Annotated in this window: 16 protein-coding genes; 6 read left to right on the top strand and 10 right to left on the bottom strand. The window is 72.5% G+C overall.

What is annotated here, in order from left to right:
- The first annotated feature begins 44 nt into the window (after nt 1–44).
- Both ACIO6U_RS17035 and ACIO6U_RS17030 read left to right on the top strand, forming a co-directional pair.
- Nucleotides 45–365, top strand: coding sequence for an L-rhamnose mutarotase (locus ACIO6U_RS17035; RefSeq protein WP_188282885.1), 321 nt, complete (start codon nt 45–47; stop codon nt 363–365).
- Nucleotides 366–524: 159 nt separating this feature from the next.
- The gene (locus tag ACIO6U_RS17030) at nt 525–1541 is read left to right on the top strand and encodes a LacI family DNA-binding transcriptional regulator (protein ID WP_355350172.1); all 1017 of its coding nucleotides are present in this window, start codon (nt 525–527) and stop codon (nt 1539–1541) included.
- 24 nt (nt 1542–1565) lie between these two features.
- Here the strand turns inward: ACIO6U_RS17030 and ACIO6U_RS17025 are convergent, their stop codons facing one another.
- Entirely contained in the window at nt 1566–2507 is a 942-nt protein-coding gene (locus ACIO6U_RS17025) for an aldo/keto reductase (protein ID WP_401719695.1), read from the bottom strand.
- A gap of 372 nt (nt 2508–2879) precedes the next feature.
- On the opposite strand from ACIO6U_RS17025, the gene rsgA reads away from it, so the two are divergent.
- Nucleotides 2880–4028 carry a ribosome small subunit-dependent GTPase A gene (gene rsgA, locus ACIO6U_RS17020; protein ID WP_401719692.1) on the top strand — a complete coding sequence of 383 codons (1149 nt, stop codon included), beginning with the start codon at nt 2880–2882 and terminating at the stop codon, nt 4026–4028.
- 37 nt (nt 4029–4065) lie between these two features.
- Here rsgA and ACIO6U_RS17015 read toward each other — a convergent pair whose 3' ends face one another.
- The 5 genes from ACIO6U_RS17015 to ACIO6U_RS16995 form a co-directional block, all read right to left on the bottom strand.
- The gene (locus tag ACIO6U_RS17015; protein ID WP_188282881.1) at nt 4066–4203 is read right to left on the bottom strand and encodes a hypothetical protein; all 138 of its coding nucleotides are present in this window, start codon (nt 4201–4203) and stop codon (nt 4066–4068) included.
- Between the two features lie 236 nt (nt 4204–4439).
- The gene (locus ACIO6U_RS17010) at nt 4440–5486 is read right to left on the bottom strand and encodes a LacI family DNA-binding transcriptional regulator (protein WP_355350182.1); all 1047 of its coding nucleotides are present in this window, start codon (nt 5484–5486) and stop codon (nt 4440–4442) included.
- A 193-nt stretch (nt 5487–5679) separates the two neighbouring features.
- Nucleotides 5680–6066: a PPOX class F420-dependent oxidoreductase gene (locus tag ACIO6U_RS17005; RefSeq protein ID WP_355350185.1), complete on the bottom strand. Its 387-nt coding sequence runs from the start codon at nt 6064–6066 to the stop codon at nt 5680–5682.
- A 156-nt stretch (nt 6067–6222) separates the two neighbouring features.
- Nucleotides 6223–6705 carry a DUF456 family protein gene (locus tag ACIO6U_RS17000; protein ID WP_391049398.1) on the bottom strand — a complete coding sequence of 161 codons (483 nt, stop codon included), beginning with the start codon at nt 6703–6705 and terminating at the stop codon, nt 6223–6225.
- A 261-nt stretch (nt 6706–6966) separates the two neighbouring features.
- On the bottom strand, nt 6967–7962 hold the full coding sequence (locus tag ACIO6U_RS16995; protein WP_355338832.1) for a helix-turn-helix domain-containing protein: 996 nt from the start codon (nt 7960–7962) through the stop codon (nt 6967–6969).
- Between the two features lie 368 nt (nt 7963–8330).
- Here ACIO6U_RS16995 and ACIO6U_RS16990 point away from each other — a divergent pair, with 368 nt between their 5' ends.
- Together ACIO6U_RS16990 and ACIO6U_RS16985 are read left to right on the top strand one after the other, a co-directional pair.
- Nucleotides 8331–11327 (top strand): protein phosphatase 2C domain-containing protein, encoded by a 2997-nt coding sequence (locus ACIO6U_RS16990; RefSeq protein WP_401719686.1) that lies wholly within the window; start codon nt 8331–8333, stop codon nt 11325–11327.
- A gap of 86 nt (nt 11328–11413) precedes the next feature.
- Nucleotides 11414–13156, top strand: coding sequence for a pyruvate dehydrogenase (locus tag ACIO6U_RS16985; RefSeq protein ID WP_355338838.1), 1743 nt, complete (start codon nt 11414–11416; stop codon nt 13154–13156).
- A gap of 164 nt (nt 13157–13320) precedes the next feature.
- Here ACIO6U_RS16985 and ACIO6U_RS16980 read toward each other — a convergent pair whose 3' ends face one another.
- The gene (locus ACIO6U_RS16980) at nt 13321–16161 is read right to left on the bottom strand and encodes a fascin domain-containing protein (RefSeq protein WP_401311744.1); all 2841 of its coding nucleotides are present in this window, start codon (nt 16159–16161) and stop codon (nt 13321–13323) included.
- A 384-nt stretch (nt 16162–16545) separates the two neighbouring features.
- Between ACIO6U_RS16980 and ACIO6U_RS16975 the strand changes: the two genes are divergently transcribed.
- Nucleotides 16546–17001, top strand: a complete 456-nt coding sequence (locus ACIO6U_RS16975; RefSeq protein WP_355338844.1) for an ATP-binding protein — start codon at nt 16546–16548, stop codon at nt 16999–17001.
- An 80-nt stretch (nt 17002–17081) separates the two neighbouring features.
- On the opposite strand, the gene ACIO6U_RS16970 is transcribed toward ACIO6U_RS16975, so the two are convergent.
- The 3 genes from ACIO6U_RS16970 to ACIO6U_RS16960 form a co-directional block, all read right to left on the bottom strand.
- The gene (locus ACIO6U_RS16970; protein ID WP_355338847.1) at nt 17082–18149 is read right to left on the bottom strand and encodes a DUF2637 domain-containing protein; all 1068 of its coding nucleotides are present in this window, start codon (nt 18147–18149) and stop codon (nt 17082–17084) included.
- A 175-nt stretch (nt 18150–18324) separates the two neighbouring features.
- Nucleotides 18325–19200 carry a (2Fe-2S)-binding protein gene (locus tag ACIO6U_RS16965; RefSeq protein ID WP_401719681.1) on the bottom strand — a complete coding sequence of 292 codons (876 nt, stop codon included), beginning with the start codon at nt 19198–19200 and terminating at the stop codon, nt 18325–18327.
- Between the two features lie 209 nt (nt 19201–19409).
- A complete protein-coding gene (locus tag ACIO6U_RS16960) occupies nt 19410–20393 on the bottom strand; it encodes an acetylxylan esterase (RefSeq protein WP_401719678.1) in 984 nt (327 codons plus the stop codon).
- Nucleotides 20394–20614: the final 221 nt, after the last annotated feature.

The raw sequence follows: 20614 nt of genomic DNA, 5'->3' as shown, positions 1-20614 counted from the left end.
GCCCTGTGGGTCCGGGCCGGCGGTGTGCGGAAGGAAATCCTCAAGTGCGGCGCGTCTGCTTTGTGTTGAAGGTCCGTCAGGAACGGCTGGACGAGTACCGTGCCAGGCACGCGGACGTCTGGCCGCGAATGCGTGAGGCGCTGTCCGCCGCCGGCTGGCACAACTACTCGCTGTTCCTGCGCGAGGACGGCCTGCTCGTCGGCTATCTGGAGACCGAGGACTTCGAGCGGGCGCGCGCCGCCATGGACGGTACGGAGGTGAACGCCCGCTGGCAGGCGGAAATGGCGGGCTTCTTCGAGGAGTTGGACGGCGTCGCGCCCGACGCGGCGATGGTCCCGCTCACCGAGGTGTTCCACCTTCCGTGAACATGAGAGGTTGGAACGATTCAGTTCGTGCCGGATCAACCAGCACGCACTGTGCTTGAATAAGTTCAATGCGTTGATTCCGGGTGAACGTCGAGCACGTCGCGCCGACGCCGGATGAGCGTTACGAGGAGCCCTGCCTGCGGCGGGCGGGACGGAGCAGTGGAGCCCATGGTTGGGATCAAGGACGTGGCACGGCAGGCGGGTGTCTCGGTCGGGACCGTCTCCAATGTGATCAACCGCCCGGACCTGGTGTCCGAGGAGACCAGGACCCGGGTGCAGTCGGTCATCAGCCGCCTCGGCTACATACGGAGTGAGTCCGCCCGCCAACTGCGGGCCGGGGCAAGCCGTATCGTCGCGCTGCTCGTCCTCGACATGGGCAACCCCTTCTTCGTCGACGTGGCCAGCGGCGCCGAGCGCGCCGCCCGCGCCGCCGGACTCGGCGTCATGGTCTGCAACAGCGCGCAGAGCACCAGCGAGGAGGTCGAGTACCTGTCGCTCTTCGCCGAGCAGCGGGTGCGCGGCGTGCTGGTCACCCCCGCCGACGCGACCGGACACAGCCTCAAGACGCTGCGCAGCCAGGGCATTCCGTACGTCCTGGTCGACCGGGTCTCCGCCGACGTCGCCGTCTGCTCGGTCTCGGTGGACGACGTCGTCGGCGGACGCCTCGCCGCCCAGCACCTGATCGCCGCGGGACACCGCTCGATCGTCTACGTCGGCGGCCCGCCCGAACTCCCGCAGGTCCGCGACCGCCGCGCCGGGGCGCTCGCCGCGCTGGCCGAGGCCGGACTGCCGCCCGAGTCGCTGACCGAGGTGTCCGCCGAGCGGCTGGACGTCTCGGCGGGCCGCGACGCCGGAGCCCGGCTGCTCGGCCTGGCGCCCCGGCCCACCGCCGTCTTCTGCGCCAACGACCTGCTGGCCCTCGGGGTCCTCCAGGCGGTCTTCGCCGCCAGGATCGCGGTCCCCGAGGAGATGGCCATCGTCGGTTACGACGACATCGAATTCGCCGCCGCCGCGGCCGTACCGCTGACCTCGGTCCGGCAGCCCGCCGTCGCGATGGGGCGGCTCGCCGCCGAGATGCTGCTGGAGGAGACGGCGGACCCCGAGGGCCACGAGCACCGCCAGGTCGTCCTCCAGCCGGAGCTGGTCGTGCGCGGCTCCAGCCTCGGGGCGCGCTGAGGGGGTCCGGTCGCGCGCCCCGCGTTACGTGAGCGGGGCGTCGTTCGGCCGGGTCGGGACGGCGTCCAGCGCGGCGAGGGTCGCGGCGTCGAGCGTGAGCGCGCCCGCGGCCACGTTCGCTTCGAGGTGGGCGGTGTTCGACGTGCCCGGGATGAGGTGGACGTTCGGCGCGTGGTGCAGCAGCCAGGCCAGGCCGACCTGGGAGGGCGTGGCGCCCAGCGCCCGCGCCGCGGCGATCACCGCCGGTTCGTCGGTCACCTTCGGCAGGCCGGGGAAGGCGCTGCCGAGCGGGAAGTACGGCACCCACGCGATGTCCTGCGCGGTGCAGAGGGCCAGCATGTCCTCGTCGTCGCGCGCCACGAGGCTGTACGCGTTCTGCACGCACGCGATGCCCGCCGGGATCGCCCGGCGCAGATTGTCCAGGCTCACGCTGCTCAGCCCGATCGCGCCGATCTTGCCCTCGTCGCGCAGCGCCACCATCGTCGCGAGCTGGTCGTCGAGCTCGACCACCTGGTCGCCCTCGGCCCGCAGGCCCGGCCCGACATCGGTGCGGCGCAGATTCACCAGCGGGATCCGGTCGAGGCCGAGGCTCGCGAGATTGTCCTCCACGGCCGCCCGCAACTCCTCGGGCTTCTGCGCGAGTCGCAGGTGCACCGGGCCGCCGGAATCCGGTGTGGCCCCCACCTTGCTGGCGACCAGCACCTCGTCCTCGGACCCGACCGCCTCGCGGATCACCCCGTTGACGAAGCCGTCGCCGTAGAACTGCGCCGTATCGACGTGGTCCACCCCGAGTTCGACCGCCCGCCGCAGTACGGCGACCGCGGCGGCCCGCCCGGCCCGCTCGGTCAGTTGCATCGCCCCGTACCCGACGCGCGACACCGTCCGCCCGGCCAGCGCCCCCGCCCCTCCGGCCCGCCGCGCCCCGCCGGCCGTCGTCCCGTCCGAGGCCATCCCGCTGGAAGCCATGAGCATCCCGTTCCCGTGCGACACCAGAACAAGCGGAGGTCACTCCGCTTCTTCGACCGTACCACTACCGGAGATCCCTCCGCTTTGCTCCGGCGCTCTCCGCCCGCCCGCGGCGGCGGCCGTTAATTCGGTGGCGGAGGCGGTGGGGGAGGGGCTACGGTCCCTGGTGTTGGAGCGGAAGCCGCGGAAGTGGCTCGCCGCTGTCGGCTCGTGAGTACGGCCAGGAGGTGTGACTCGATGACTGCCTTGGTGATGGGCGCTGCCCAGATGCGGAAGTTCATTCAGTTCACCTCTGTGGTCTCCGGCTGACCTCTCTTCTTCTGCCGCGCCGATCGGACGCGCGGTGCCGGGGCCCTGTTGGAAGGGTTTCCCTTGTCTTTCTCGTCTTCTTCCTTCTCGTCGTCGTCCTCCTCTTGGTCCTCACTCGTCCCGTACGGCTGGGACTCGCTGCTGGACGACGCCTTCTCGGCGTACGCGGCGGACGGACTGGTGCCCGCGCGGATCGTGCGGGTCGACCGGGGGATGTGCGACGTCGTCGTCCCCGACGGCGCGGACGGTCTGCTGACGGTCCGCGCCGGTACCGATCCGGTGCACTCGCCGGATCCGATGCTCGTGGCGTGCACCGGGGACTGGGCGGCGTTCGACCCGGACCCGGCGCAGCCGAAGGGCCCGTCGGTACGGGCGCTGCTGCCGCGCAGGACCGCGATCGTACGGTCGGCGTCGTCCAAGCGCTCCGAGGGCCAGGTGCTCGCGGCTAATATCGACCACGCGGTGATCGCGGTGTCGCTGGCGGCCGACCTCGATCTGGGGCGCCTCGAACGCTTCCTCTCCCTGGCCTGGGAGAGCGGCGCGCAACCGGTGGTCGCGCTGACCAAGGCGGACCTCGTGCCGGACACCACCTATCTGCTGGAGGACGCCGAATCGGCGGCGCCCGGAGTGCCGGTCCTGGTGGTGAGCGCCACGACCGGCGAGGGGATCGAGGCGCTGTCGGAGCTGCTGGCGGGCGGCACCTCGGTGCTGCTCGGCCAGTCGGGCGCGGGCAAGTCCACGCTCACCAACGCCCTGTTGGGGCGCGAAGCGCAGGAGGTGCAGGCCACCAGGGACTCCGACGGCAAGGGCCGGCACACCACGACCACGCGTGACCTGCTGCCGATGCCGCAGGGCGGGGTGCTGATCGACACGCCGGGGCTGCGCGGGGTCGGCCTGTGGGACGCGGAGTCCGGGCTCCACCAGGTGTTCTCCGAGATCGAGCAACTGGCCCGCGACTGCCGCTTCCAGGACTGCTCGCACCAGTCGGAGCCGGGCTGCGCCGTCCTGGCCGCGCTGGAGGACGGCACCTTGCAGCACCGCCGTCTGGAGAGCTACCGCAAGCTGCTGCGCGAGAACGCGTGGATCGCCTCACGCACCGACCAGCGGCTGCGCTCCGAGATGCGGCGCGAGTGGAAGCAACGGACCGCGGCGGGCCGGGAGATGTACGAGCGCAAGCGCGGCGGGGGCGGCGGCCACCGCCGCCGGTCCTGAACCCGGTCCCGTACGGCCGACCGTACGGGCGCGGACCCTATCCGGCGCCGCCGCCAGGACCCTGCTGGTGGCGGCGCCGCACCGCGATCGGGCTGCCCGCACTCCAGAACGAGCCGACGACACAGGCGACCACGAGCACGACGATCACGACGCCGAGAATCACGCTGTATGCCATGTCGGACCTCCTCGCCTCCGGCACGGCCTTCACCGTGCCCTCACCTTCGCTACCTGTTCGTGACCTTCCCTTCGCCCGACGTTCCCAACCCACAGGTGGGGGACCGGTGTTCGCGCGTGGGTTCGATCCGATGAAGTGACGGTATGTCAGGCGGAGTCGGGCGGTGCCGAGTGCCCTCGGACGGGCGCGGTGCGGCGCTCAGGGGGAAGCGTGGTGCTCGGGCCGGGATTCGGCGCTCAGGCGGAGGCGCGGACCACGAGGTGCGTCGGCGTGACGATGGAGGACAGGGCGGGAACGCTCTGCGGGCCCGTCGGCGGCGCCACCGCGCGCAGGAGGAGGCGGGCCATGAGGCGGCCCATTTCCTCGATGTCCTGGCGGACGGTGGTCAGGGGCGGGTCGGTCCATTCGGCGACGGAGACCATGTCGTCGAAGCCGACGACGGCGATGTCGTCGGGGACGCGGTGTCCTGAGGTGCGCAGCACGCGCAGGGCGCCGGAGGCCATGACGTCGGAGGCGGCGAAGACGGCGTCCAGGTCGGGGCAGCGCTGGAGGAGTTCGGCCATGGCGCGGGCGCCGCCTTCCGGGGTGAAGTCGCCCTCGGCGATCATCCGGGGGTCGGTCTCCGGCAGCACGTCACGGAACCCGTCCAGCCGGTCCACCGACGCCGTCTGGTCAAGTGGCCCCGCGATGTGGGCGATCCGGCGGCGGCCGATCCTCAGCAGGTGCCGTACCGCGTCCCGCGCACCGCCCCGGTTGTCGCAGTCCACGTACAACGTGCCGTGGTCGCTGTCGAAGTCGGTCCAGCCGGGCCGCCCGCCGATCACCGTGGGCACTCCGGCCCTGCGGGCCAGCACGGGCAGCGAGTCGTCGGTGTGCAGCGAGAAGATCAGCGCGCCGTCGACGTGACCGCCCGCCAGATAGCGGCCGACCCGCTCGTAATCCGCGGCCCCTTCGGTCAGCAGCAGCACCAACTGATTGTCCCGCGCGGTGAGTTCCTTGCTGATCCCGCGCACCTGCTGCGCGAAGAACGGGTCGGTGAAGAACCGCGTCTCCGGCTCGGCCACCACCACCGCGATGGCGTCATTGCGCCGCGTCACCAGCGTGCGGGCCGCCTGATTGGGCACATATCCCAGCTCGTCCACGGCCTTGCGGACCCGCTCCACCAGCGGCGCCCGTACCCCTTCGCTGCCGTTGACCACGCGCGAGGCGGTGGCACGCGACACCCCGGCCCGCGCGGCGACGGCCTCCAGCGTAGGACGCGGCGCGAAGCTCGGGTCGGACAAGGGACGTCTCCTTCACGCGGAAATAACAGAAAACCGGGGGCCGGTACGCGCACAGCGTAACGGGTCCCCCGGCGCGGCGTGAGAGCGCTCTCCGTGTCGGTTCGGCAGGTGAGACGGGTGTGCCTTGTGTGCGCCTTGTGCGGGCCGGGCGACGGTGGTGCGAGCGACGCCCGGCGAGGTCCGGCGCGCGGGGTCAGTCCTCCAGGCCCCAGCCGATGATCGAGTACGGGTGGATCCGGATCAACTCGTCGCTCATCTGCGCGCCGAGGTCGTGCGGGCCCACGACCTGCTCGGCGGTGCCGCGGATCTCGACCCCGCGCACCGTCCACGGGTCGGTGCCCGCGATGTCGTCCACGACCAGCGACACGTAGTGGTTCGCCGCCACATTGCGCCACTTCTTCGTGGCGCCCATCGTGTAGCCGCCGATGTCGACCGTGCCGTCCGGGCGAAGGAAGTAGCCGACCGGATTGGCCTGCGGACGGCCCTGCGCGTCCACGGTCGCCAGCCGCCCGAGGCGCTGCGTGCGCAGATAGCGCAGCTCGGCCTCGGTCAGCGCTGTCCTGGGTGTCTTGATCGCCATGCCCTCACCCTCACACGGGTGAGCGCACCGGGCCATTGGACCTTTGACCTATCCAGGACCTAGGCCGAGTGGGGACGCGCGGTCGTACGGCCATACGTATGTCCGTACGACCGCACACCCCGTACGTCTCCCCCTGAGCGCGGGGCCGGGTGCCGGTCAGCCCGCGATCACCGCGCCCAGCCACGCGCCCGCCACGACGAGGCACGCCAGGAGTTCGACCAGGACGGAGCCGCCCACCGCGCGCATCGCGGTGCGGGTCGCGGTCCAGGCGGCGCGGTGGCCGCCGAGGCGTACGCGCTCGGTCGCGTAGATCGTGCCGACGAAGCCGAGGACCGCGCCCACCACCGGGATCAGGAAGAAACCGGCGATGGCGAAGGAGCCCGCGACCAGCACGGTGTGCCAGGTGATGCCCGAATCGCGGATCCGGCGCGCCGGGAGCAGCCACACCACCACCTGGACGACGGCCAGCAGACCGGTCGCCCCGGCCAGTACGCCCCAGGTCAGGCTCGTGTGCTCCTGCGTCGCCCACCACATGACGGCGGCCCAGCAGAGCAGCGTCCCCGGCACGCCGGGGGCCAGCACACCGACGAGTCCGAGCAGCATCACCGCGCCGATCAGGCACACCTGTGCGGTCCCCATGAGCCCACCCTGCCCGATGACGCGCCCGTCCGCCGGGCGGATCACCCTCGGGGCGCAAGGCGAGACCTGTCCGAGACCCGTAGGACCACTCGCGTACGCCGCTCGTACGCCGTCCGTACGCCGTGGGGACGTCGTCGGTCCGCCGCCCCGTCAACCGTCCGGTGGCGCGCTCACCCTTCCGGCGGGACCGGCGGGACCGGCGGGACCGTCGGCCCGGTCGCCGGTCGCCGGTCGCCGCGTCCGCCGTGTACGGCCCCGCGCTCATACGTCCGTGTCGCCGCGTGCCACCCAGCCGCGTTCGTAGGCGTGCCAGCCGAGCTGGAGGCGGGTGGTGACCTCGGCGATCTCCATCAGCCGTTTGACCCGGCGCTGCACGGTGCGCAGCCCGAGGTCGAGCTGCTTGGCCGCCGAGGCGTCCGTCAGACCGGCCAGCAGCAGCGAGAGGATGCGCAGGTCGGTGCTGTCCGGCGCCTCGGGGGACTCCTCGGCCACGGTGCCCGTCCCGTCCAGGCTCAGCGGCATCCCCTGCCGCCACACTCCCTCGAACAGCCCCATCAGCGACTCCAGCAGCCCGCTGGCGTGCACGACCAGCGCGGCGGGCTGGGCGAGGCGGCGCGTCAGCGGCACCATCGCCAACGACCGGTCGGCCACCACCAGTTTGGTCGGCACCCGGTCCACCACCCGCACCTGTTCGTTCCTGCCGAGCGCGGCGGACACCTCCGTGAAACCGCTCGGGCTCGTCACGACGGAACGTTCCAGCACCACGCGGTACGTGACGCCGCGTCGGGACGCCTCCTGCTCGGCGTCGTTCTCCGTCCCGGTGATGGCCACCGGGCGGTCGGTGACCAGGGCGCAGACCTCGCTCTCCGCGCCGAACTGGAGTTGCAGGAAGCGCTGCGCCACCGCGTTGGCGCCGGTGACCACCTCGACCAGGTCGTGCACGGCCGGTTCCGTCGCCTCCGCGCGGAACTCGGCGGCCAGGACGGCGGCGGCCAGCTCCGCCTGCTCCAACTCGTGCCGCTGCCGGGTCAGCAGGGCCGACAGCGCCACGGCCGGTGGCGCGGCGACCCAGCGGCCGGGCCGCGCCGACGACTGCGCGACCAGCCCGTGCCCCTCCAGCCTGCGCAGGATGCGGCCCGCGTCCTCCTCGTTCAGCCCGAGGCGGTGCGACAGGTCGCCGACCTCGGCCGCGCCCAGGCCGACCAGCGCCCGGTAGGCCGATTCCTGCACTTCGTCCAGACCGATGGCGCCGAGCACGGAGCCCCCTCCCTGCGGTGATGGTGACGGTGGCGGAAATGAGCCACGGCGGTTTCCCGCCTTGGTCATCTTGTACTCCCGCAGGTCCGCTCTGCCAGTGTGATCGACACCGAGCTTTGCGGAGAGCTTGACGGGGAGCTTTTCGGTGGCTTCGCGGGAGGCGGGACGGAGGGCGCCGGGGACGGTGTCCGTGGCAGCCCCCGGAAGAAGTCTTCGGACGCGTCCGAAGGTCTCGGTGCGGTCCCCGGAGGATCTTTCCCGAGGTCCCGGCCGGGGACGGCGACTCCGCCGGGCGGCCCTGCTGTGGGGGCGGGGCCGGCCCGGCGGTTCCACGTTTCCCGGCGGCCCGCGCGGTGGACAATAAGGGCATGAGCCAGCAGGGGGACTCCCACAGCAGCCAAGAGGACGACTGGTGGCGTCAGTTGTACGACGACGACGCGGCCACGCCGTCCGCCACGCCGGATTCCGTCGACGCGCACTTCGATACGGCGCTGGACGCGGTGGCGCCTCCGCCGCCGACGCCGGCCGCCGACACGTTGCGACTGCGTCGGCCCACTCCGCCGCCTCCGCCCCCTTCCTGGCCGGGGCCGCCGCGCACACCGGGTGCGCCTCCGGCGCCGGTCCCGACCACGGCGCCGGTCTCGGCTCCGGAGCCCGCTTCGGTGTCGATTCCGGCTCAGCAGGACGCGTCGCCCGAGGTGCCGGTCGACGAGGCACCGGCTGACGAGGTGCCGGCCGACGTGGTGCCGGTCGAGCCGCCGGTCGAGTCCTCGGCCGAACCACCCGCCAAGCCGTCGATCGCCGCGCCGGACGCGCCGCCGGTCGACGAGGTGCCGGCTGACGAGGTGCCGGCCGACGAGGCGCAAGCCGACGAGGTGCCAGCCGAGCGGCCGGTCGAGCCGCCGGTCGAGTCCTCGGCCGAACCACCCGCCAAGCCGTCGATCGCCGCGCCGGACGCGCCGCCGGTCGATGACGCTCCCGCGTGGGACGCCTGGTCGGCCGAGCCGACCTTCGGTACGGCGCCGCCGCCACCGGAAGAGGCTCCGGAGGCCGCCGCGCCCGAGCCCACTCCGCCGCCCCGGCCGGAGCAACGCCCTTGGGACGCCTGGTCGTCCGCTCCCACCTTCGCCGAACGCCCCGAGCCGTCGGCCCCCGCCCCGGAGCCCCGCGAGGCGCCGCGCCCCGCGTCCGACTCCTGGTGGACCCGCTCACCTTCGGCCGCCCCCGAGCCGGCACCGGCGCCGGAGCCCGTCGCCGAAGAGCCGGAGGCCCCGGAGGGCGATACGCCCGGAGCCTCGTGGGACGCGTGGTCGGCCACCCCGACCTTCGCCGTAGAGGACCCCCCGCCCGCTTCCCCGGACGAGCCTGCCCTCTGGCCCCGCACCGCCTGGCAGGCCCCGACCCCCGAGACGGCCGAACCGGCACCGGCCGAGCCGGACGATTCCGGGCCGCCGTCGCCGAACGACTCGGCACTCGACCAACTCCTGGCAGCCCGCCGCCCCGCGCCCGAGCCGCCCCCCTCCGACAACTCCTGGGCCACCCCCGAGGCGGACCGCCCCGAGGCCGAGCCCCACCGCCCGCTTACCGCCCCGACCGGCGCGGTGGACCCCAACTACCCCTGGCCGCCCGCCCCGACCACGCCGAGCGCACCCCCGAGCCCGCAGACCGCCCCGCCCGGACCGGCCCCCGATCGTTCCCCTTCGGCGGCCCAACCACCCGCCCCTGCGACACCGGACGAGCCCGCCCAGCCCATTCCCCCGCAGCCGTCCGCCCTGCCCGAGCCCCGCCGCCCGTGGGTCCCCCCGACCGAGGCGGAGCCCGCCCGGTCGGGTCCCTCCTCGCAGGCGGCTGACGCCGAGCCTGTCCCGGCCGACCGGGAGGCCCCCACCGCCTTCCCGGAGCGCGGCTCTCCCTGGGCTGTCCCGCCCGAGGCGGACGTCGATCGCTCCTGGGCGGCCCAGCCGCCCGCCGTACCGGAGCCCGATCAGCCGAGCCCCCCGCAGCAGTCCGCCCCGGCCGAGCCCCGCCGTCCCTGGGTGGGTCCGACTGCCGTGGGTGTGCCGACCGCAGCGCAGAACGATCAGCCGGGTCCTTCTCCGGAGGCACCGGCCCAGCCGGGTCCTTCTCCGGAGACGCCTGCGGCCGAGGCCGAACCGGCCGAGCCGGAGCCCGATCCGTCACGCCCTTCGCAGGCGGCTGACGCCGAGTCTGTCCCGGCGGTGCCGGGCGAGTCCGACGGGTCGGAGTCCGAACAGCCCAATCCCCCGCAGCCGTCCGCTTCGGCCGAGCCCCGCCGTCCGTGGGCGGGGCCCGCGGTCGTCGGCGTGCCGGTCGGCGGGCGGAAGGGGCAGGCGGGGGAGCGGGACGGTGCCGAGGCCGGGACCGGGGCGACCGAGGGCGCAGGGAAGGCGGCCGGGTCGGCGGCGGGGTGGGGGCGGGAGACGGCGTTCGTGGAAGGGGAGGTGCGGTGGGCGCCGGAGCTGCCGCCCGGGTGGGTGGCGGCGGTGGGGGCGCGGGACGAGGTCGCGGAGCCGGAGGTGGTGGGCGGGGGACCGCCGACGTACGCGGCGGAGCCGACCGCGTGGCCGGAGGCGGAACCGGACGACCTCGGCGCCCTGGTGGCGGACACGGTGCTGGACGGCGCGCGGTACGGCCGCATGACGGTCCGGACGGTGTCGCTGCGCGGCGACTCGGCGCGGTACCGGGGCCAGCCCCGCAGGGACGCCCTGCTCACGGCCCGCTTCGGCAGCGGCGACGAGGCGCTGCTGCTGGTCGCGATGGCCAGCGGCGCCCGCGCGGCGGACGACGCGCACAAGGCGGCGCAGGACGCGGTGCGGTGGATCGCGGGCGCGGTCGGCCGGAGCAGGAACCGGCTCTCTGACGACCTGCGCGCGGCCCGCAGAGGCTCGCTCAAATCGGGCCTGCACCGGCTGACCGACCGTTGCTACGGACGCCTGCGGGCCCGCGGCGAGGACCTGGGCCTGGACGAGGGCACGTACACCGCCTCGCTGCGCTGTCTGCTGCTGCCCGCGGACCCGGAGTGCCGGACCCGGCTGTTCTTCGGCGTCGGCGACGGCGGACTGTTCCGGATCAGGGACGACACCTGGCAGGACCTGGACCTGGCGCCGGACGAGACGGCGGCGCCGTTCCGCTTCCGGGCCACCGTCGCCCAGCCCGGCGACGCGCTGGTGATGTGCAGCGGCGGCCTCGCGGAACCGCTGCGCGGCGAGCCCGCGCTGGCCGTCCACCTGGCAGGCCGCTGGGGCGCGGGACCGCCCGGCATGGCCGCGTATCTGGCCGACGCCCAGACCCGTGTCAAGGGCTACGCCGACGACCGGACGGCGGTGACCGTCTGGGACGCGTGACCGGGCGGGCCCCGGCGCTCCCGGATGCGGGGCCACCCACTTCCCGGTGAGATGAGAGGAGTCACCGACGAGGACAGGTGGGCCCGATGGCGAAGCAGACCGTGGCCGAGCAGTTCATCGACGTGCTGGTGCGCGCGGGCGTACAGCGCGTGTACGGGGTGGTGGGCGACAGCCTCAACCCCGTCGTGGACGCCGTACGCCGCAACCGTTCCATCGAATGGGTGCACGTACGCCACGAGGAGGTCGCGGCCTTCGCGGCGGGCGCGGAGGCCCAGCTCACCGGCAAGCTCGCGGCCTGCGCGGGTTCCTGCGGCCCCGGCAATCTGCACCTGATCAACGGCCTGTACGACGCGCACCGCTCGATGGCCCCGGTGCTGGCGCTGGCCTCGCACATCCCCAGCAGCGAGATCGGCACCGGCTACTTCCAGGAGACCCACCCCGACCAGCTCTTCCGCGAGTGCAGCCACTACAGCGAGCTGATCTCCAACCCGGCGCAGATGCCGCGGGTCCTCCAGACCGCCATCCAGCACGCGGTGGGCCGCGGCGGCGTCAGCGTCATCAGCCTGCCGGGCGACATCGCCGCGCAGACCGCGCCGCAGCGCAGCATCGAGCACGCCCTGGTCACCCGCCGCCCCACCGTCCGCCCCGGCGACGCGGAACTCGACGTCTTCGCCCGGCTCGTCAACGGCGCCAACAAGGTCGCCCTGTTCTGCGGCAGCGGCACCGCGGGCTCGCACGACGAGGTGATGGCCTTCGCCGAACGCGTCAAGGCCCCGGTCGGCCACGCCCTGCGCGGCAAGGAGTGGATCCAGTACGACAATCCGTACGACGTCGGCATGAGCGGTCTGCTCGGCTACGGCGCCGCGTACGAGGCGATGCACGAGTGCGACCTGCTGATCCTGCTCGGCACCGACTTCCCGTACAACGCCTTCCTGCCGGACGACGTGACGATCGTGCAGGTCGACGTGCGGCCCGAGCACCTCGGGCGCCGCTCGAAGCTGGACCTGGCGGTGTGGGGCGACGTCGGCGAGACGCTGCGCTGCCTGACGCCGAAGGTGCGGGAGAAGTCCGACCGCAAATTCCTCAACCGGATGCTGAAGAAGCACAGCGACGCGCTGGAAGGCGTCGTGAAGGCGTACACCCGCAAGGTCGACAAGCACGTGCCGATCCACCCGGAGTACGTGGCGTCCGTGCTCGACGAAGAGGCCGCGGACGACGCGGTGTTCACCGTCGACACCGGCATGTGCAATGTGTGGGCGGCCCGTTACCTGACGCCCAACGGCAAGCGCCGCGTCATCGGCTCCTTCACGCACGGCTCGATGGCGAACGCGCTGCCGCAGGCGATCGGCGCGCAGTTCCTCGACCGCCGCAGGCAGGTGGTGTCGATGTCGGGCGACGGCGGCTTCACCATGCTGATGGGCGACTTCCTGACGCTCGTCCAGTACGAACTCCCCGTCAAGGTGGTGCTGTTCAACAACTCCTCGCTCGGCATGGTCGAGCTGGAGATGATGGTCGAGGGCCTGCCCGCGTACGGCACCACCAACCACAACCCGGACTTCGCGGCCATCGCCAACGCCGCCGGGGCCTACGGCGTCCGGGTCGAGAAGCCCAAGGACCTGCGGGACGCGCTGCGCGGCGCCTTCCGGCACAAGGGGCCCGCCCTGGTCGACGTCGTCACCGACCCGCACGCCCTGTCCATCCCGCCGAAGATCACCGGCGAGCAGATCGGCGGCTTCGCGCTGTCGGTGGGCAAGGTCGTACTGGACGGCGGCGTCGGCAAGATGGTGCAGCTCGCGCGCTCCAATCTGCGCAACGTGCCGCGCCCGTAGCCCCGTTCGGCTCCGTTGTGACCCAGGACCGCGCCCTCCGGCACACCCCGACCGGCACCTTCCACCGGCTCGACCCCCCGTCCCGGTCCAGCGGTGCCCGGACAATCAGCCGTCGCTGTACGGGTACCGCGGGACGGAACAGGGGGCCGACGGAGGAAAAGCCGTCAACTCTGGATCAGATCGAACTCCTCCCACTGCCCGATGGCCGCCCGATTCGCGATCAGCGCCGCCGCGCCCCCGTTCTCGGCCGTCACGTACTGGTTGTTGACCCGCGCCCGCAGGCTGACGCTCCCGTCGCCGTTGCGCACGAGCTGGAACTGCTCCCAGGTGCCGACCGCGTCGACCTTGGCGAGCAGCGGGGCGGCGCCCGCGTTGTCGGCCGTCACGTACTTGTTGTTGGCGTGCGCGCGCAGCGCGATCCAACCGCCGCCCTGGTCGATCTCGTCGAACTGCTCCCAGGGCCCGATGGCCGTACGGTTGGCGATCAGCGGCGCCGCGCCCGCGTTGTCCGCCGTCACGTACTGGCCGTTGGCGTGCGCGCGCAGCGAGACCACCGTGCCGCCGCCGGGCGCGGTGCCGCCGCCGTCCAGACCGATCTGCACATTGCCCAGGTGCTTGGCGGCGGTGGCGGGGGAGCCGGAGACCTGCGCGTAGGGCAGCGCCGTGGTCGGCGCGGCCACCGGCTCGACGAGGTACGACTGCCCCGAGGCGACCGGCACATTGAAGGTGCCCGCGGTGGTCGGCGCGACCACGACGGCGTTGCTCGAACCGTTCACCACCTGCACCGACTGACCCGGCCAGGGGTTGCGCACGCGCATGGTCTGCGACGACCCGGCCTGGATGGCGACCGTGACCGGGGTGCCGTTCTGGACCTGCACGTCCACCTTGGTGTTGCCCTGCACCGAGACCGTGCCCGCCGCGTCCCAGCCGGCCGGCCAGGCCGGGGCGATCCGCAGCAGCCCGTCGTAGTCCTGCACCAGCGCCTCGTTCAGCGCGGTCGCGACACCGGACGCCTGCTCGATGTACGCCTCCGTGCCGACGGTGTTGCCGAGGTCGGCCAGCCCGTTGATGTACACCTGGTGGCTCTGGGTGATCGACGTCAGCCTCGCCGCGACCTCACTGGCCAGCCCGAGCCTGGCCGCGTCGATCGCGTCCATGCTCCAGTCGTTGCCCCCGGTCACCGCCCGGTGGTTGTACGAGCGCACCGCCAGGTCCCGCAGCGACCCCGGGTCGTCGGTGACCAGGTTGTACGGCCACACCGGCTCCAGGTCGATGTTCTCGCTGTTCCTGATCTGCGCGGTCGGCTGGTACGAGTACGCGATGATGTCGTTGTTCGACGCGTCCGCCGACGGCGGCAGCACCTGCGTACGGCCGTAGTCGGTACGCGCCCACGCCGGTATCTGGCCCTGCGCGGTGGTCAGTTGCGAGATCAGCGCGGTGTCCCCGGTGTTGAGGAGCTGCGCCGCCTTGATCACCACGGGGAAGAGCGCGGCGTCCGCGGCCAGGTCGGTCGTCGGGTCCTGCACCGCCCACTGCGTCTCGTGCGCGTTGGCGACCGCGTGCAGCTTCCCGTCCGAGCCGACCTTCTGGTAGTTGAGCAGGAAGGTCGCCGACGACTTCAGCAACGGGTAGTACGTGCGCAGGAAGTTGATGTCGCCGGTGGCCAGGTACTGCTGCCAGATGAACAGGCTGATCTCGGCGCCCGAGGTGATGTTCAGGGCGTTCCAGTTGGGGCTGCCCGGCTGGCTGCACGCCGCGTTGGCGCCGTTGCCGGGGTCACCGCCGTTGCCGTTGAACCGCATGACCTCGGGGACGCAGGCGCCCGGTGTGCCGCCCATCTGCTGCTTGGTCCACGCCTCGATGGCGGCCAGGTTGTTCTGGTAGAGGTTGAAGATCGGGATGTTCAGCGCGAAGTTGCCGCTGCTGGTGTTTGCGGAGATCTGGGTGCGCAGATTCCACAGCCAGGTCGCCGACGGCGTCCAGTTCTGGTGGTCCTGGCCGAAGTTGAACATGTCGGCGACGCCCGCCTGGCTGCCCGGCACGGTGCCGCGCATCGAGGCGGCCTCCATGTACAGGTACAAGGTGCGCAGCGTCTCCATGTACTGCGCGGTGCCGTCGGCCGAATTCGCCTCAAGGACACCGGAGTTGGCCCAGAAGCCGGACCACCAGGACTGCTGGGAGGACAGCAGCGAGGACTCGGCGGCGGTCGCGTCGGAGCCGAGCAGATTCGCGGCGGTGGTCGCCGCGTTGCCGCCGGTCCAGGCCGGGGCGCCGAGGATCACCCGGTAGGAGCCGTCGGCGTTGGGGGTGAACGCGACCTTCACCTGGGTGGAGTTGACCACCGAGGCGGTGACATTGCGACCGCCCGCGGAGAGCGCGGCCAGCGAGCCGAAGGTACGGCCCGAGGAGCCCGCCTCCTGGTTGTCCACCCAGGTCTCGGCCAGCGTGCCGACGGTGCCCGAGACGGCGGCCTGCGGACCGCGGCCCGACCACAGGCTCAGCGTCGCGGTCTGCTGGGCGCCCGGATCGGCGCCGGTGACGTCCACGATCAGTTCGTCCTTGGTCGCCGACACCCAGGACTTGAGGGTCATGCCGCCGCCGGACTCGGTGAGCACACCGGTGTAGACGTCCAGCGAGCCCTTGAAGTCGCTCGCGTTCGTCAGCGCGGACAGGCCCGGAATCTGCACCTGGCCGGGGGACTTGCGGCCCGGCAGGGTGTCGGCGCGGTTGAGCTGCGCGGTGAAGCCGCCCGCGGCCCAGGCGGCGGCGCCCAGCGAGCCGTTGCCCAGCGGCAGCGACTGCGCGGCGGCGGTGTTCGGCGAGCCGAGCACGATGTTCGAGCGCCGGATCACATTGGGGGTGTCGACATGGAAGCCGCCGTTCTGCCAGGCCGTGGTCGCGGTCGCCGCCGCGGCCGGCGGGGCGGCGGCGGGGACGAGCAGGCCCGCGGTGAGCAGGCCCGCCGCCAGAAGTGCGGTGGTGACGAGCGCGGGTGGTCGGATCATTCGCCGACGTCCGAGTTTTCCTTGCGGTGAGTACACGGGCCCCTCCCGAGGCAACGGGACGACAACACAGGCGCAACACCCAAGAGACACATGGGATGAGTGCGCCACAGAGTGGAGGCCGTGACCGCGTAGTGTCAAGGATTTTCACAACGCTGAGTCGGCTATACATCGGACCTCTCTAGGGAGTGGAGGTCAGAGTGCCTGCCCGGGTCGAGAATCCGCGACGGCGGCGGCGCGATCCGCAGACCTCCGATGTGACGTCGGCTGCGCGCATCCGGGACACATCAGGGGATCACGCGCGCAGGACTGGAACCTGTGGGGCTGGGAATGCCTATCGGCAAGAAAGTTCGACCGGGGAATCGCGGCGGCGACCGGAGCGGGGCCATGGAAGAGCCCGAAGCAGGGGAACTGGGGGATCAGACGGACATCACGGGGCAGATACTGCGGCATACGGTGCGGCACGCCGACCTCCCGGCCGTGGCCGAGGTGCGTCGCCTGCTGCGCGAGCATCTGCGGGACTGGGGAGTGCCCGTGCTCTGCGACACGGCGGAGCTGCTCGCCACCGAGCTGGTCACCAACGCACTCCAGCACACCACCGACGGGGCGGTGCTCACCGCCACACTCGTCCCCGGGCGGACGGCCGGGGAGCGGCTGCGCGTCGAGGTCTACGACGACCTCGCCCGGCACCCGAGGCTCCCGGCCCAGGCGACCGCCCCCGAGGACCACGGCACTTCGGGCCGCGGGCTCCTCCTCGTGCAGTCCCTGGCCGACGCCTGGGGCGCGCACTCACGCGGCAAGGGCAAGGTCGTCTGGTTCGAAGTCGACGCCCGCCGCGCGTGACAGCGCCCACGGGGCGGGGACCCGGGTATCTCTCCCGTGCCCCACCACCCGTGGGCGGCAGTCGACAACCGGCTTTCGGCTCAGCCGAATTGGCGTTCCATTTCCTCCAGCTTGCGTTCCAGGGAGTCCAGTCGGGGGAGGGTCATCGTGTCGTCCTCCGCCGTCAGGTCGATGGTGAAGGGGGCCGCGGCGTCCTCGCGTACCGGCTGGAGCGCCGGACGGGCGCGGACGGGGAGTTCGGCCGCGTGGGCCTCTATGGCAGGCTCCGATGCGGCCTGGCCGCTGCCGCCCGCGGCACTGGCCGCCGGAGGCAGTTCGACCTGACGGCCGCCCCGGCCGCCACCACGCGGCCAGTTCCTGTGCTGCCGGTTGAGCGCCTTGACGCGCGCCCGCTCCAGCCGGTCGTGGTCGCGGCGGCGCATCACGTTCTGCTCGCGCTCCCGCTTGTCCTCCCGGACCTCCTCGACCGCCTCGTCCAGCGTGCGTACGCCTTCGAGGAGCATCAGGGACCAGGCCGCGTACGTCTCACGCGGTGCCCGCATCCACCGCACCATGCGGATCTGCGGCAGCGGACGCGGTACGAGCCCCTGTTCGCGCAGCGCCGCCCGGCGGGTCTGCTTCAGCGCGCGGTCGAAGAGGACCGCGGCCGAGAGCGACATCCCGGCGAAGAACTGCGGAGCACCGGCGTGGTCGATACCGCGCGGCGCGTGCACCCAGTTGAACCAGGCGGCGGCGCCGGCGAACAGCCACACCAGCATGCGCGAGCCGAGAGCAGCGTCACCGTGGCTGGCCTCCCGCACGGCCAGTACGGAGCAGAACATCGCCGCGCCGTCCAGGCCGAACGGAACCAGGTACTCCCAGCCGCCGGTCAGGTTGAGGTTCTCCCGGCCGAAGCCGACCAGGCCGTGGAAGGAGAGGGCCGCGGCGACGGCGGCGCAGCAGAAGAGCAGCACGTACGAGGCGCTGCCGTATATCGCCTCCTTGCGGCGACGGCGCTCCTCACTGCGCTCCCACGAATCCACCTGGGCGCCGTCGGCGCTGCTCGAACTCGCCTTGCGGTTGCGGAAGACGAGCACGCAGGCCACGAGGACGACCAGGCCGATGGCCCCCGAGAGCGCCCAGTCCAGCGATATGTCCGTAAGTCTCATGTGCGATTCCTAGTGTCGCTTCCGTCGCGCTCGGGCCGCGGGACGGCTTACGAGCGACATCTTTGCGAAGAGCGCGGATGACTGGAGAGGTTATGGCCCAAGAGCACGCCTTCGGATGGATTGCTCGAACTTCCGTGCCACAACAACTCAGTTGAGCGAGATCGTAGCGTGATCGTCAGGCTGCCGAGACCAGCCGCCTGATCCGGTCCGCGTCGCAGGTCCGCGGGCAGGTGGTGCAGGCATCGGCCGGACTGATCGTATAGAACCGGCAGCAGGTGAGCCGGTCCCGGGTCCGGCTCACGGGCGGTGACGGTACGTCAGTACCGGTCGGGACCGTCAGTTCGCGGAATGCGGCGCCTCCCGCATACGGCGTAGTGCCACCGGGCAGCAGCGCGGCCAGCTCCGCCGCGGCCCGCTCCTCCTCGCCCAGCAACTGCCCCACGCGCCAGAGCCCTTCGGTGATCTCGTCGGTCGCCATGCCCCACAGCGCACGCGGTCCGCGCCGCAGCCGCGGCCCGAATCCCTCCAGCAGCGGCGCGAGATGCTCGGCCAGCGCGGCCCGCAGTTCGTCGCGCAGTGCCGCCTCGTCGGGCACGACGCGGGCGTGGGGGAGCGCCGCGGCCGGGTCGTCCGGCAGGCAGGCGAAGGAGCGCGGCCGTACGGTCATCCGGCCCGCGGCGCGGTGGAAGGACACGTCGGTGACCGCCAGCCGCGGCACCCGGCGGCTGAGGAACCACGGCACGGTGAAGAGCAGGCACGCGGGCCACGCGTAGCGGTGCAGCGCCAGCGCCGCCGCCACGTCGGGCCGCGGGCGGCGGCCGTGGTCGGCCGTGACCTGGGCGGCGACGGTGTCCGTGAGGGCGTCCGCCGCCGCGCCGCCGTCCGCCAGTTCGCGCGCCCCGACCCAGCCGGGGCCGTGCGGCAGCGGCTGGGTCACGTCGGTCGCCTCGGTCACGACGAGGCCGGGGAAGACCTCGGCGAGCCGGTCGTACGCCATGGTCAGTGGCGAGCCGGTCGGTGCGGCGGGCGGCAGGATTCTGGACACGGGCATGCGGCTCACCATCGGGTGTTTCGAGCGACACGAGATCGTTACGAGGTAAGGCTTACCTTACTCATGGAGAAGGGTTCTTGAGCAATCCGGGGTGTTTGCCACTACGGCATTCGGGGGAAAGGCGTGCCCGCACGCCCCCCTCCGGCTGCCCCGCGCCCCCACCGGCCTGCCCCGGCCGCCGCCCGTGCCGGGCGTGTCGCGTCGGTCCGCTACCGCTGCGCCTCCAGGTCGCGGAGCCAGCGGAGCTGGGTGGCGCGGTGTTCGGCGGAGCCGCCCTCGTGGCCGTTCCAGGGGTAGACGCTGATGTCCTTCGTGCTGCCCGACCAGTGGTTGTACGAGGCGAAGACCGTCGACGGCGGGCAGACCTGGTCCATGAGCGCCACCGAGTACAGCGCCGGAGCCGTCGCGCGGGCGGCGAAGTTGAGGCCGTCGAAGTACGAGAGGGTCGTGAACACGTCGTCGTCCGTGCCGCGTTGGGTCGCGAGGAACAGCACGATCTCCTGGTACGGGTCCCGGTCGGTGAGGGTCAGCGCGCGCCGGAAGTGCGACAGGAAGGGCACGTCGATCAGCGCCGCGGCGACCCCCGGGTGCAGTCCGGCGGCGGCGGTCGCGATGCCGCCGCCCTGGCTGCCGCCGGCCACGTACACCCGCCCGGCGTCGACGGCGGGATGGGCCGCCGCCACGTCCACCGCGCGGACGGCGTCGGTGAAGACCCGGCGGTAGTAGTACGCCTCCGGGTCCAGGATGCCGCGGGTCATGAAACCGGGGGCCTGCGGGTTGCCGCCGCCGTGCGGGTCCGGCGTCGAGCCCGCGCTGTTGCGGCCCACCGCGCCCTGGCCGCGGGTGTCCACCACCAGCGCGGCTCGGCCGGTGGCGGCCCACACCAGATGGTCGTGCGGCAGGCCGCGCCCGCCGCCGTACCCGATGTACTGCACCACGCACGGCACCGGGCCCTCCGCGCCGCGCGGCACGACCAGCCAGGCGGATATCGGGTGGCCGCCCCAGCCGGAGAAGGTCGTGTCGAAGACGTCGACGGCCGTCAACGCGGCGTCGACGGGCAGGAATTCGGCGTCGGGAGCCGACCGCGCCGCCTCGTCGAGCGTGCGCTTCCAGAAGGCGTCGAAGTCGTCGGGCTCGTGGCGCTCCGGCCGGTACGAGCGCAGTTCTTCGAGGGGCAGATCGAACAGGGCCATGCGGACTCCATGGGCGAGAGCGAACCGAGAGTAAACAAGGTCGCACAAGAATAAACGAGACCGCACGCCCGGTCGGCTCCGCCAGCCCGGTCCGTTCTCTCGGACTGGTCCAATGCCGGTGGGGGATAAGGCCGTTGGACCAGTCCACTCATGGTTCCGGAAGCTGACGTCGGACCTGTCCGACGTCACTGCGTCGCACGGAATCCGGTGCGGGGAATTTC

It is taken from the genome of Streptomyces sp. NPDC087422, assembly GCF_044744145.1.
In the GTDB taxonomy this organism is placed as follows: domain Bacteria; phylum Actinomycetota; class Actinomycetes; order Streptomycetales; family Streptomycetaceae; genus Actinacidiphila.
Note: the sequence above shows the minus strand (reverse complement) of the source record. Positions and strands in the feature narration are given on the sequence as shown.